Raw genomic sequence first — 13,341 nt, forward strand, 5'->3', positions numbered from 1 at the left:
GAAACCGCACCATATGGTATTCTGACCCCAGCCGGCCGCTAAATGTATAAAAACCTCAAAGGTCGGCGATTGAGGATGAAAGCAGTTTGAAAGGTGGTGCGGCGTGATCGGTGCGAGGCAACCGACGTGTCTGCAGGGAAGCGAACAGCACCTGCGGCTTAAGCATCAATCGGCGGCCCTGTGCTATCGCATCAAACACGGAAAGCTCAGGGTTTTGCTGATCACAACGCGCAAATCCAAGCGCTGGATCGTACCGAAGGGCTGGCTGATCGAGGATATGACACCGTCGCAATCCGCCAGACGAGAAGCTTGGGAAGAGGCTGGGGTCAAAGGCGATTGTGCAAACAAGCCCATGGGCCGTTTCACATACCTGAAATCCCGCTCGAGTATGACCCCTATGGTGTGTCTGGTGGATGTCTTTCCCCTCTGTGTTACGTCGATTGCGCCAGAATTTCCTGAACGGGCCCAACGAAAGCGAAAGTGGGTTTCGCCTAAAAAAGCGGCCTCTCTGGTGAAATCGCCGGAACTGTCCCATTTGTTACGCAGTCTTGGCCCGATTCTACACTGACTCGCCTTTCGAAGGGCTTGATCTTGCCATGTCTGTCGGTATCTATTTGCCTACCGGAAAATGGACGGACCATGATTCAATATTCGCTGAAATGCAGCCGCGACCATACATTTGACAGTTGGTTCCAATCGGCCGCCGCTTACGACAAACTCGCCTCCGCAGGTATGGTGACCTGCGTTGTGTGTGGTGACGTGCAAGTAGATAAGGCTATCATGACCCCTCGCGTTCGTCCGGCCCGCAATGCGCAGACAACTGAACCACAAAGCAAACAGGTGGATGTCGCGACGCCGTCGCCAGATATCGAGAAGGTGCTGGCCGATCTGCGTCGCAAGGTCGAGGAAAACTCGGACTATGTCGGTAAGGATTTTGCCAAAGAAGCGCGTAAGATCCATTTGGGCGATGCGCCCGAACGCGCGATTTATGGCGAAGCCAAGCCCGACGAGGCCAAAGCGCTGATCGAAGACGGCGTGCCCGTTTCGCCGTTGCCTTTCCTACCCACCCGTAAAACGAACTGACCCATGCATATCGTTATCACCGGGGCCAATCGCGGAATTGGGCAAGCTCTGGCAGATCGTTACCGCGCGCAGGGACATGACGTAACCGGAACCGCCCGGGATTCCAGTGCGCAGCTTGTGTTGGATGTGACAGACCCGAAGCAGCAGGCTTCTATGGCAGAAGGGCTTGCGGGTCGTCCGGTTGATCTGTTGATCTGCAACGCCGGGGTTTATCTGGACAAAGGCCACGGCATAGACGGCTATCCGGCCGACATGTGGGCGCAGAGTTTTGCGACCAATGTGACGGGCGTGTTTCTAACCGTGCAGGCGCTTTTGCCCAATCTTCGGGCAGCGCAAGGCAAAGTTGTGATCCTGTCGTCGCAGATGGCGTCGCACACACGCGCGCCCGGTGGCAGCTATATTTATCGCGCGTCCAAAGCAGCAGCCCTGAATTTGGGGCGGAATCTGGCCACTGATCTGCGTGCAGATGGTATATCGGTGGGCATCTACCATCCGGGGTGGGTGCAGACGGATATGGGCGGCACTCAGGCTGAGATCACTGTGGATCAGGCAACAAATGGGCTGCTTTGCCGCTTTGAGTCACTGTCACTGGCCACGACCGGGTGTTTTGAAACCTGGGACGGTCAGCCGCACGATTATTGACGTTTCAGCGCTGCCGTGGGGATTTCGTAAACTTCATCGGGGTCGATGAAGACCACTGTCAGGTCACCCCGTGTTTCGTGACTGATCCGGGCCGGTGAGCTGCTGGAGGTCGGTACGCCATCCGTGAAATAGATGCTGCGTACTTCGGCGCTGCCCAATCCGACAGCAAGTGTCGTGGTTCCGTCGTCATGGTGGCGCAGCTCGGCGTGGCAGCTGCTCAGCGCTGCTCCGCCTTTGGCACAGGGCACCGTACCCAGTGCATTCTTGCCGTCGGTTGCAGCCAGCGTTGAGACCTGTGCAAAGGCGGATGAGGATAAAAGGACGAGGGCTGCGGCAGCGCGGATCATGGAGAACCTCTGGGAATAAATGCGAGTTGCAGGCTGACAGCCTCTTGGTCGGTTGTAAAGCGATCAGGTGCGGCCATCCGACTGGTTTTGAACTCTTGCCCTTGCGGCCCCCCTCGCATAAGACGCACGGGACCAGAAATCCAAGGCGCGGAGACACTTGCCCCCATGCCCTTACTCGTGATGAAATTTGGCGGCACTTCGGTGGCCAACCTTGACCGTATCCGCCGCGCAGCCAAGCGCATCGGCGTCGAAGTGGCGAAGGGCTATGACGTGATCGTCATCGTGTCGGCCATGTCCGGCAAGACGAACGAGCTTGTGGGCTGGGTCGATGAAACTTCACCGCTATATGATGCGCGTGAATATGATGCCGTCGTTTCCTCGGGTGAGAATATCACGGCTGGTCTGATGGCGTTGACGCTGCAGGAAATGGATGTCCCGGCACGCAGTTGGCAGGGCTGGCAGGTTCCGCTGATGACCACCAGCGCCCACAGCCAGGCCCGGATCGAAGAAATTCCGACCGATAACCTGAACCAGAAGTTTGGCGAGGGCATGAAGGTTGCCGTTGTCGCCGGGTTCCAGGGCATCAGCCCCGAAGGCCGTATCACGACCTTGGGCCGGGGTGGGTCGGACACCACCGCCGTGGCATTTGCCGCCGCCTTCGGTGCCGAGCGGTGCGACATCTACACGGATGTTGACGGTGTCTATACCACCGACCCGCGCATCTGCGAGAAGGCACGCAAGCTGGACCGAATTTCGTTCGAGGAAATGCTGGAATTGGCCTCGTTGGGGGCAAAGGTACTGCAAACCCGCTCGGTCGAATTGGCGATGCGGTATAAGGTGAAACTGCGCGTTCTCTCAAGTTTTGAGGAACAATCCGACGAGGCTGGTACGCTGGTCTGCGATGAGGAGGATATCATGGAATCCAATGTTGTGGCCGGTGTGGCCTATTCCCGCGACGAAGCCAAGATGACCGTTGTCTCGGTGGCTGACCGCCCGGGCATCGCGTCGATCATTTTTACCGCGCTTAGCGATGCGGGCGTGAATGTCGATATGATCGTGCAGAACATCTCGGACGAAGGGCGCACGGACATGACCTTTTCCTGCCCCACCGATCAGGTGGCCCGCGCCGAACAGGCATTGCTGGCGATCAAGGATGCGGGTGAGCTGAATTATGCCGAACTGGTCGCGGATCAGGATGTCTGCAAGGTCTCAGTCGTGGGTATCGGTATGCGCTCGCAGTCGGGCGTGGCGGCCAAGATGTTCAAGATACTCTCGGATGAGGGGATCAACATCAAGGTCATTACAACCTCTGAGATAAAAATTTCCGTCCTAGTCGACAGGAAATACATGGAACTTGCTGTTCAGGCACTGCATGATGCCTTTGAATTGGACAAGGCGGCCTGAGCATTTCAGCCAAAGGTCTCGCCTGATTCCGTAATTTGGGTGGGATATGGCGGAAGGCACCGAAACTGAATCCCGCAAGCTGCTGGGGCGGCTGCGCGAAGAGATGGCGAGTGAAGCCGCCGGTCAGGAACGTCTTGACCGGATCACGCATCTGATTGCCGACAGTATTCGGGCCGAGGTGTGCTCGATCTACCTGTTCCGGGATGCCGACACCCTTGAGCTTTGCGCGACTGAAGGGTTGTCGCCAGAGGCGGTTCACAAAACACGTATGCGGTTGGGTGAAGGGCTTGTGGGTCATGTTGCGCAATCCGGCAAGGTTGTGAACACCGCAGACGCGCCTTCGACCAAGGGGTTTCGGTATATGCCGGAAACCGGCGAAGAGAGGTTCTCGTCCTTCATCGGGGTGCCGATCCAGCGTTTGGGTGAAAAGCTGGGCGTACTGGTCGTGCAATCCCGTGATGCGCGCGTGTATTCTGCTGACGAGGTCTATGCGTTGGAAGTGGTCGCCATGGTTCTGGCCGAGATGACCGAGCTTGGTGCCTTTGTGGGCGAGGGCGCAGCGCTTTCACCCCGCCACCAGCAATCGGTGCAATTTGAGGGGGGACCAGCACAGGAAGGATCTGCCGAAGGGCATGTCTGGTTGCATGAACCCCGTGTTGTCGTCACCAACCCGATTGCTGACGATCCCCACCGCGAACGTGAACGTCTGAATGAGGCCGTGGATGAACTGCGCGTGGGCGTCGACAAGATGCTTGAGATTTCGCAGGGCGGTGACAAGGAACAATTGCAGGTTCTGGAAGCCTATCGCATGTTTGCCAATTCCAAAGGCTGGATGCGCCGGATGGAAGAGGACATTGCCCTGGGCCTTAGCGCCGAAGCTGCGGTTGAGAAAGAACAGTCTCAAGCGCGGGCGCGCATGGGGCAGGTTACCGACCCCTATCTGCGGGAACGGCTGGCAGATCTGGATGACCTCAGCAACCGGCTGCTGCGCATTCTGACCGGGCAGGGGGGCACCAACGGGGCCGACCTGCCACCGGATCCGATTCTGGTTGCCCGAAATATCGGGCCTGGGGATCTGTTGGAATATGGTCGCTCGTTGAAAGGGATCGTTCTTGAGGAAGGCTCGGTCGGTAGCCACGCGACGATTGTGGCTCGCGCCCTGGCAATTCCACTGGTGGTTCACGTTGGGCACATCACGACCGAGGCGTTGAACGGAGACCATATTCTGGTCGATGGCGATCAGGGTATGGTCCAACTGCGTCCGGAAGATACGGTTGTCTCCGCGTTTCGCGATAAAATCGCAATGCAGGCCAAAGCGCAGGAACGCTATGCCTCGATCCGCGATACTCCGACAGTGACGCGCGATGGTGAACGGATCAATCTGGTTATGAACGCAGGCCTGATGGCGGATCTGCCGTCGTTGGGCAATTCCGGGGCCGAGGGTGTGGGCCTGTTCCGCACCGAGCTTCAGTTCCTGATTCGCAATCAGATGCCCAAGCGGTCCGAGCTTGTTACACAGTATCAACGCGTCATGGATGCTGCTGGCGACATGCGCGTGGTGTTCCGCACACTGGATATCGGGTCGGATAAAGTTTTGCCCTATATGAAACATGTGGAAGAGCCCAACCCCGCACTGGGCTGGCGGGCTATTCGCGTTGGTCTGGACAAACGTGGCGTGATGCGGATGCAATTGCAGGCGTTGATGCGTGCAGCCAATGGGCGGCCATTAACAATCATGTTCCCGTTCGTGGCGCAGGCCGAAGAATACCGCGAAGCTCGTTGGGAAGTGAACAAGACCATTGAACGCGAAAAGCGCCTTGGTCATGTGCTGCCAGAATCGATCGAGGTTGGCGCAATGCTGGAAACGCCGTCTCTCGCCTTTGCCCCGCAGAAGTTCTTTGACGAGGTCGATTTCGTCTCGATCGGGGGCAACGACCTGAAACAGTTCTTTTTTGCCGCTGACCGCGAAAACGAGCTGGTGCGCCGACGCTATGACACGCTGAATGTCAGCTTCCTGACCTTCATCGAACGGATTGTCGAACGCTGCAATATCTCGAACACGCCGTTGTCTTTCTGTGGCGAGGATGCCGGGCGACCGGTTGAGGCGCTTTGTCTGGCAGCCATGGGTATTCGGACCCTATCCATGCGCCCGGCGTCGATAGGCCCGGTCAAAAGCGTGTTGTTGCGCGCCGATCTGCAGTCACTGCGTAAGATCATCGCTGACGCCCGCCATCGTGGAGACCAATCGGTTCGATCCTCGGTAATGGAGTGGTTGCGGAATCAGGGTTGATTTTCCAGTTGCGCTTCCCTATTCAGTGGCTGAATGTTAGCGGTAACAATGCTTGCATCACAAGGACCAGTGATAACTGCGCCTGAGTGATGCCAGCAGATTTGAAGGAGCCCATAGATGGTTTCACGCGTAATCCCGGTAGACCCGTTCGATCTGGTGCTATTCGGCGCGACCGGCGATCTGGCGCAGCGCAAGATCTTACCCGGGCTCTATCATCGGTTCGAAGTTGGCCAGATGCCCGAAGACGCAAAGATCATCGGCACGGCGCGGTCCGACATGGACAGCGACGGGTTCCGGGACCAAATACGCGCCTCGATGAAAGAGTTCGCACCTGCGTTCAAAAAGGAAGTTCTGGATCAGTTTCTAAGCCATGTTGAGTATGTTCCCGTTGACGCACTGGGAGATTCCGGTTGGAAAGACCTTGCCAATACCTTGCGTCCTGACGTTGTACGCGCGTTCTACCTGTCAGTTGGCCCCAGCCTTTTCTCGGGTATCGCAAAACGGCTGAGCGATCATGGCATGGCGACGCCCGACAGCCGTATCGTGGTCGAAAAGCCATTTGGCCACGACCTCGCCTCGGCCAAGGCGCTGAACTCCGGGCTGCGAGCCTGCTTTGAAGAGCATCAGATATATCGGATTGACCACTACTTGGGAAAGGAAACCGTGCAGAACCTGATGGCACTGCGCTTTGCCAATTCCCTGTTCGAACCTCTCTGGAACGCGACGCATGTCGATCATGTTCAGATTACAGTGGCAGAGACTGTTGGCGTCGAAGGGCGCGGAGCCTATTACGATCAGTCCGGTGCAATGCGGGACATGGTGCAGAACCATCTGGTTCAGCTATTGTGCCTGACTGCGATGGAACCTCCGTCCAAATTTTCGCCCAACGCCGTGCGTGACGAGAAGGTCAAGGTGATCGAGGCGCTGGAGCCCGTTGCGCCGTCTGACATCGCACGCGGCCAATATCGTTCGAGCAAGGGCGGCGACGGTTATTTGGATCATGTTGGCAACCCCGCGAGCCGCACCGAAAGCTACATCGCTCTTAAGGCTCATATCGGCAACTGGCGCTGGGCCAGTGTGCCGTTCTATTTGCGAACTGGAAAACGCCTGCGTGCCCGCGAATCCGAAATCGCGGTGTTTTTTCGGGATCCGCCGCATACGATCTTCCCCAATGTCGGCCCGCTGCACGGCAACGTGCTGGTGATACGCCTGCAACCGGACGAGGGTATTACCCTGCGCACGACGATCAAAGAACCGGGGCAGGGTGGATTCCGCCTTTCAGATGTTGCATTGGACATGAGTTTTGCCGAGGCGCTTGGGGACGAAGCACAATCGCCGGATGCATATGAGCGTTTGGTGATGGACGTTATCCGCGGCGACCAAACCCTGTTCATGCGCGGGGACGAGGCCGAAGCCGCCTGGGCCTGGGTTGATCCCATTATTCACAGTTGGGAAGAGCGTGGAGATCGCCCCGCAAAATATGATCAGGGCAGTTCCGGCCCAGAAGAAGCGCTGATGCTGATGCATCGCGATGGGCGCCGCTGGCGTCAGATCGGAGGGTAATCATGGTACATTCAGTCATCACCGACGTCACTCAACGCATCATCGACCGCAGCGCCGAACTGCGCGGTCCGCATCTTGAGCGTATGGAACATGCCCGATCCAAGGGACCAGCGCGCGCGCATTTGTCGTGCAGTGGTCAAGCCCACGCCTATGCCGGTGCGGGTGAGGATCAGCAAGCGATGGCCACTGATACGGCCGGTAATCTGGGCATCGTCACCGCTTATAACGACATGCTTTCCGCCCACCAGCCGTTCGAGCGTTATCCCGGTCTGATCCGCGATGCGATCCGAGCCGCAGGTGGCACCGCACAAGTTGCGGGTGGGGTGCCAGCCATGTGTGACGGCGTCACCCAAGGTGAAGCGGGGATGGAGTTGTCTCTGTTTTCCCGCGACGTGATTGCCCTGGCGACCGGAGTGGCGCTGAGCCATAACACCTACGATGCGGCTGTTTTCCTAGGCGTCTGTGACAAGATCGTTCCCGGTTTGATTATCGGCGCACAGGCGTTCGGCCACCTGCCCGCTGTTTTCCTGCCAGCCGGACCGATGACCAGCGGTCTGCCCAACGATGAAAAAGCCAAGATTCGCCAGAAATTTGCCGCAGGAGAGATCGGCCGCGACGAGCTAATGGCCGCGGAAATGGCCGCCTATCACGGACCGGGCACCTGCACTTTTTACGGCACCGCGAACACCAATCAGATGCTGATGGAATTCATGGGCCTGCACCTGCCGGGCTCCAGCTTTGTGAATCCCAACACGCCTCTGCGGGATGCGCTGACCGAGGAAGGGGCGCGCCGCGCCCTGTCGCTGAGCGCGCTGGGCAATCACTACACGCCGGTCTATCAGGTTTTGGATGAACGGGCGTTTGTGAACGGCATCGTAGGTCTGATGGCCACGGGTGGGTCGACCAACCTGCTGATCCATCTGATCGCAATGGCGCGCGCAGGTGGTATCCTACTGGATTGGCAGGATTTTTCTGACATTTCCGCCGTGGTTCCCTTGGTTGCGCGGGTTTATCCGAACGGTCTGGCAGACGTGAACCACTTCCACGCAGCGGGTGGTCTTGGGTACTGCATTGGAACGCTACTGGAAGACGGACTGCTGCACCCCGACACTCTGACCGTCGCGGGGCAGGGTCTGCACAATTATACCAAAGAACCGAAGCTGAAGAACGGTGAGCTGGTTTGGGAAGACGGGGCTGGCCACAGCCTGAACGAAAAAATCGTCCGCCCGGCGAAAGACCCGTTCCAACCCACTGGTGGGTTGTCGCGCCTGACTGGCAATTTGGGCACCGGCGTGATGAAGGTTTCGGCCGTCGCCCCGGAACATCAGGTTGTCGAAGCACCTGTACGCGTGTTCCATGATCAGGATGAGGCGAAAGCCGCGTTCAAGGCCGGAGAGTTCACCAGCGACGTCATCGTTGTTGTCCGGTTCCAGGGACCCAAAGCAAATGGCATGCCCGAGCTACATTCGCTGACGCCGATCCTGTCGATCTTGCAGGGCCGTGGGCAAAAGGTGGCGCTCGTAACCGATGGTCGTATGTCCGGCGCGTCCGGCAAAGTCCCTGCGGCGATCCATGTCTGCCCCGAGGCGCTGGATGGCGGGCCGATCGCTTACCTGCAGGATGGCGACATCTTGCGCGTCGATGCGGTGAGTGGTGAGTTGGAGATTCTGACCCCCGGGGTTCTGGACCGTGCCCCCGCTACTGCTGATCTGTCGGCCAACCAACACGGCGTGGGGCGTGACCTTTTCGCTACCTTCCGCCAAAATGTCGGATCAGCAGACACCGGCGCCAGTATTTTCGGAGTTTGACGCATGTCCAAAACCCAACGCACCCGTGAAATCTGCGCACTTGCGCCCATTGTTCCTGTCCTTGTCGTCGATGACACGGCTCAGGCGCGCCCATTGGCCGAGGCGCTTGTCGCAGGTGGCCTCCCCGCGCTTGAGGTCACCCTGCGCACACCCGCCGCGCTGGACGCGATCCGCGCTATGGCGGATGTGCCGGGCGGCGTCGTCGGCGCAGGAACTTTGGTAACGCCCGAAGATGTGCGCGCCGCGAAAGAGGCAGGCGCGCAATTCGGGGTCTCGCCCGGTGCCACCGACATTTTGATCGCGGCCTGCGAGGCCGAAGGCCTGCCCTTGTTGCCCGGCGCCGCCACAGCCAGTGAGGCGATGCGTCTGTTGGAACACGGCTATGACATGCTCAAGTTCTTCCCGGCCGAAGCATCGGGTGGTGCACCGGCGTTGAAGGCGATCGGCGCGCCGTTGCCGCAAATCAAGTTTTGCCCGACCGGTGGTGTGTCCCCCGAAAATGCAAAGGATTACCTGTCCTTGTCCAATGTGGTTTGCGCGGGCGGAAGCTGGGTTGCGCCGAAAAAGATGGTCATTGATGGGGATTGGGCCGGTATCGAAAACCTTGCGCGCGCGGCCTCCAAGCTGATGGATTGACGCCGCTTAAAGCTGCGCTAGGGTGGGCGACAATTCATACAGGTTGATCCCATGACAAACTCCATTTCCCTGGCGCAAGGGCGCGAATATCTGGCGATTCCAGGACCTTCGGTCATTCCAGACGCGGTGTTGCAGGCCATGCACCGCCCGTCACCGAATATCTACGAGGGCGAGCTGATCGAGATGATGCCGTCGCTGACCCGCGATCTGTGTCGCGTGGCGCGGACCGAGCATAATGTTGCTATCTATATCTCTAACGGCCACGGAACGTGGGAAGCCGCGCTGTCCAACGTCATCGCACCCGGTGAAACGGTTCTAGCCCCCGCATCTGGCCGATTTACCCATGGCTGGGCCGAGATGGCCGAGGGTATCGGCGCCAAGGTTCAATTGATCGACTTCGGCTCGTCCTCGGCCTGGGATTTTGACCGTATTGCCGAGGCATTGCGTGACGACAAAGCCCACATGATCAAGGCGGTACTGGCCGTTCATGTGGACACGTCAAGCTCAATCCGGAACGACATTCCAGCACTACGCGCCTTGTTGGACGATCTGGACCACCCGGCGCTTTTGATGGCGGATTGCATTGCCTCGCTGGGGTGTGACCGGTTCGAAATGGATGCCTGGGGCGTCGACGTCACAGTTACGGCCTGTCAGAAGGGGCTGATGACACCCGCTGGCACCGGATTCGTGTTTTTCAATGACAAAGCACAGGCCAAACGGGCCGCTATGCCACGTGTTTCGCAGTATTGGGACTGGCAGCCACGATCCAACCCCGAGCTGTTCTATCAGTATTTCAACGGCACCGCGCCAACCCATCACCTCTACGGTTTGCGTTCGGCGCTGGACATGATCCATGCCGAGGGGATGGAGCAGGTTTGGGCGCGTCACGAACGCCTAGCTAAGGCGATCTGGGAAGCGTGTGAAATCTGGGCGCAAGGTGGCGCGCTGCATCTGAATGTTGCTGATCGTCATTACCGCAGCCACGCTGTCACCGCCTTGCGACTGACCGAGGGGCGCGGCACGCCATTGCGCAAGTTCACTGAAAACCAACTGGGTTTGACCCTTGGCATTGGTCTTGGGATGGACGACTGGGACGGATGCTTCCGTCTTGGACACATGGGCCACGTCAACGGCCAGATGGTTATGGCTACGTTGGGCAGCGTGGAAACAGCCTTGGCCGCGCTGGATATCCCTCGCGGCAAAGGCGCGTTAGAAGCTGCAGCTGCGGTGCTTGCGTCGAAGACCTAACGCCGCGCCTCGGCAAGCGCTTTTGGCAATGCTGTGGCAAAGGCATCCAGATCGGCTGCCTCGCCACAGCTGACGCGGATGCAGCGATTTTGCGGTGCGGCAAAGGGCATACGCACGAAAATGCCCTGCGCAACCAGCGAGTCCAGAACCGCCTTGGCAAAGGCCCCATCCTTCCCGCAATCAATGGCAACGAAGTTGGTGGCCGAGGGCAAGGGCGCCAAACCATTCTCTCGTGCAATATGGCCAATCCGGTCACGCGCTTCGGTAATCTTTGTCTGAACATGATTTAGCCACTCGGCATCATTCAGTGCGGCCAGCGCACCGGCCTGCGCGGCTCGGTTCATTCCGAAATGGTTGCGCACCTTGTTGAAAGCTGAAATCAGGCCGGGTGCGCCTATGGCATAGCCAACCCGCGCGCCCGCCATGCCGTACACCTTGGAAAAAGTTCGCATCCGGATCACCCGCGGATCGTCTGCTGCCACAGGGGCGGCGGTGCCTTCAGGCGCACATTCCACATAGGCCTCGTCCAATACAAGCAAACACCCGTCAGGCAGATCGTTTAGCGTTGCCACGATATCCGCTCCGGAATGCCAGCTACCCATCGGGTTGTCAGGATTGGCCAGATACACCAGCTTGGCATCCACTTCACCCGCCTTGGCAAACAGCGCCACCGGGTCCTCGTGGTCGTCGCGATACGGCACTTTGTGGAGCGTTCCGCCGAACCCAGCCACATGGTAGTTGAAAGTCGGATATGCCCCATCTGAGGTGACAACCGCGTCTCCGGATCCGACCAGTAGCCGCACCAGGTAACCCAACAGCCCGTCGATGCCTTCGCCAACCACGATGTTTTCCGACCCGACTCCATGGTGATCCGCCAATGCAGCGCGCAGATCGTGGTTTTCCGGATCGCCATACATCCAGATCCCCGTTTCTGCCATTGCCGCTATGGCGTGCGGAGAGGGTCCAAACACGCTTTCATTTGCGCCCAGCCGCGCCACAAATGGCGCGCCACGCTGGCGTTCCTGCGTTTCGGGGCCAACAAACGGCACGGTTGCAGGCAGGGATTGGGCAAGCGGGGTATAGCGTGGCTCTGTCATGGGGGCAGATAAACGTAAGGTCATACGACAGGCAAGCTTGCGTTGCAGGATGCTGCTCCGCATTGTTCGCGTAAGGATTAAAGGGAGGAGCGCGCATGCGCATTGTTTTGGGCTTGTTGATTGTCGGCCTCGCCTATCTGGTTTTCTGGCCGGTCCCGGTTCAACCGGTGGCATGGACCCCACCCGAAGCACCGGGTTTCACTGGTGACTTCGCGGAGAACAATGCGTTGGACCAACTGGAGCTGATCTCGTTGCCTGGCGATGAGAAAGGCCCCGAAGACATTGCCATCATGCCGGACGGGTCCGTGTACACGACCAGCTTGTCCGGGGCTCTGTACCGAATAGACGACGAGGCCCCGGTGAAAGTTGACGATCTCGGTGGTCGTCCCTTGGGCCTGACGGTCGGTCCGGATGGGGCGCTTTACATCGCCGACAGTTTCCGAGGCATCATGCGATGGACCGGCCCCGGTACGCTGCAGCCAGTGGTGTCCGAGATAAACGGCGCGCCGGTGATCTATGCAAATCAATTGGACGTGGCGAAGGACGGGACGATCTATTTCTCAAACTCGTCCGATCGGTTCGATCCCGAAACGATGGGCGGGACCAAACCGACTTCGGTACTGACCATCTGGGAGCAATCGGACACAGGTTACGTTGCCCGCCACGCGCCCGATGGCACGACCGAGAAACTGGCCGAAGGTTTTGTCTATACGAACGGCGTCGCGTTGTCGCCGGGTGAGGATTTTCTGCTGATCGCTGAAACCGGGCGCGCCCGGGTGCACAAGCTTTGGCTGACAGGCCCGAAGGCCGGGCAGCAAGAGGTCCTGATGGACAATCTGCCCGGTTATCCGGACAACATCGAGGCACAGGGCGATGGTACGTATTGGATGGCCTTTGCCAGCCCGCGCGTGCCAAGCGAGGCACTGATGCCATACCCGTTCTTGCGCAAGGTGATCTGGCGACTGGGGCCGACGGTGCGGCCTGCGCCGATCCATCGCGGGATGATGGTGCAGTTTGACGGCGACGGGAACATCCTGCAGACCTTGCAAGACCCCGGGGGTCGGCTGGGCATCACCACGGGTGGCAAGTTGGCCGGGGGACATTTCTACGTCATGACATTGGATTCGCCCTGGTTCGGGCGCATGCCTGCGTCAAATCTGCCCTAACGTTGAGGTGGAACTGCCTGATCCATCGGGGCATTGTACCCCTAACCGGAATTGAGA

12 protein-coding genes are annotated in these 13,341 nt (G+C 58.8%); 10 read left to right on the top strand and 2 right to left on the bottom strand.

Annotated elements, in window-relative coordinates:
• Nucleotides 1-103 precede the first annotated feature (103 nt).
• From AC2FLA_RS13120 to AC2FLA_RS13130, 3 genes are all read left to right on the top strand, one after another.
• Entirely contained in the window at nucleotides 104-568 is a 465-nt protein-coding gene (locus tag AC2FLA_RS13120; RefSeq protein ID WP_496722719.1) for an NUDIX hydrolase, read from the top strand.
• Between the two features lie 71 nt (nucleotides 569-639).
• Nucleotides 640-1,083, top strand: a complete 444-nt coding sequence (locus AC2FLA_RS13125; RefSeq protein ID WP_496722721.1) for a DUF1178 family protein — start codon at nucleotides 640-642, stop codon at nucleotides 1,081-1,083.
• 3 nt (nucleotides 1,084-1,086) lie between these two features.
• Nucleotides 1,087-1,725: an SDR family NAD(P)-dependent oxidoreductase gene (locus tag AC2FLA_RS13130; RefSeq protein ID WP_496699803.1), complete on the top strand. Its 639-nt coding sequence runs from the start codon at nucleotides 1,087-1,089 to the stop codon at nucleotides 1,723-1,725.
• Here AC2FLA_RS13130 and AC2FLA_RS13135 read toward each other — a convergent pair.
• Nucleotides 1,719-2,072: a hypothetical protein gene (locus AC2FLA_RS13135; RefSeq protein ID WP_496722723.1), complete on the bottom strand. Its 354-nt coding sequence runs from the start codon at nucleotides 2,070-2,072 to the stop codon at nucleotides 1,719-1,721. The two genes, AC2FLA_RS13130 and AC2FLA_RS13135, sit on opposite strands and share 7 nt — an antisense overlap.
• 165 nt (nucleotides 2,073-2,237) lie before the next feature.
• On the opposite strand from AC2FLA_RS13135, the gene AC2FLA_RS13140 reads away from it, so the two are divergent.
• The 6 genes from AC2FLA_RS13140 (at nucleotide 2,238) to AC2FLA_RS13165 (ending at nucleotide 11,021) form a co-directional block, all read left to right on the top strand.
• The gene (locus AC2FLA_RS13140; RefSeq protein ID WP_058272246.1) at nucleotides 2,238-3,476 is read left to right on the top strand and encodes an aspartate kinase; all 1,239 of its coding nucleotides are present in this window, start codon (nucleotides 2,238-2,240) and stop codon (nucleotides 3,474-3,476) included.
• Between the two features lie 46 nt (nucleotides 3,477-3,522).
• Nucleotides 3,523-5,766 carry a phosphoenolpyruvate--protein phosphotransferase gene (gene ptsP, locus AC2FLA_RS13145; protein ID WP_113790526.1) on the top strand — a complete coding sequence of 748 codons (2,244 nt, stop codon included), beginning with the start codon at nucleotides 3,523-3,525 and terminating at the stop codon, nucleotides 5,764-5,766.
• A 117-nt stretch (nucleotides 5,767-5,883) separates the two neighbouring features.
• A complete protein-coding gene (zwf, locus tag AC2FLA_RS13150; RefSeq protein WP_496722725.1) occupies nucleotides 5,884-7,329 on the top strand; it encodes a glucose-6-phosphate dehydrogenase in 1,446 nt (481 codons plus the stop codon).
• A gap of 2 nt (nucleotides 7,330-7,331) precedes the next feature.
• On the top strand, nucleotides 7,332-9,137 hold the full coding sequence (gene edd / locus AC2FLA_RS13155; RefSeq protein WP_496722727.1) for a phosphogluconate dehydratase: 1,806 nt from the start codon (nucleotides 7,332-7,334) through the stop codon (nucleotides 9,135-9,137).
• 3 nt (nucleotides 9,138-9,140) lie between these two features.
• Entirely contained in the window at nucleotides 9,141-9,773 is a 633-nt protein-coding gene (locus AC2FLA_RS13160; RefSeq protein WP_496722728.1) for a bifunctional 4-hydroxy-2-oxoglutarate aldolase/2-dehydro-3-deoxy-phosphogluconate aldolase, read from the top strand.
• A 51-nt stretch (nucleotides 9,774-9,824) separates the two neighbouring features.
• On the top strand, nucleotides 9,825-11,021 hold the full coding sequence (locus tag AC2FLA_RS13165) for a pyridoxal-phosphate-dependent aminotransferase family protein (protein ID WP_496722730.1): 1,197 nt from the start codon (nucleotides 9,825-9,827) through the stop codon (nucleotides 11,019-11,021).
• On the opposite strand, the gene AC2FLA_RS13170 is transcribed toward AC2FLA_RS13165, so the two are convergent.
• A complete protein-coding gene (locus tag AC2FLA_RS13170) occupies nucleotides 11,018-12,118 on the bottom strand; it encodes a pyridoxal phosphate-dependent aminotransferase (RefSeq protein WP_496722731.1) in 1,101 nt (366 codons plus the stop codon). The genes AC2FLA_RS13165 and AC2FLA_RS13170 overlap by 4 nt on opposite strands.
• A gap of 95 nt (nucleotides 12,119-12,213) precedes the next feature.
• Here AC2FLA_RS13170 and AC2FLA_RS13175 point away from each other — a divergent pair, with 95 nt between their 5' ends.
• Entirely contained in the window at nucleotides 12,214-13,284 is a 1,071-nt protein-coding gene (locus AC2FLA_RS13175; protein WP_496722733.1) for an SMP-30/gluconolactonase/LRE family protein, read from the top strand.
• The last annotated feature ends 57 nt before the right edge of the window (nucleotides 13,285-13,341 follow it).

It is taken from the genome of Ruegeria sp. CDSA033 (assembly GCF_059612305.1).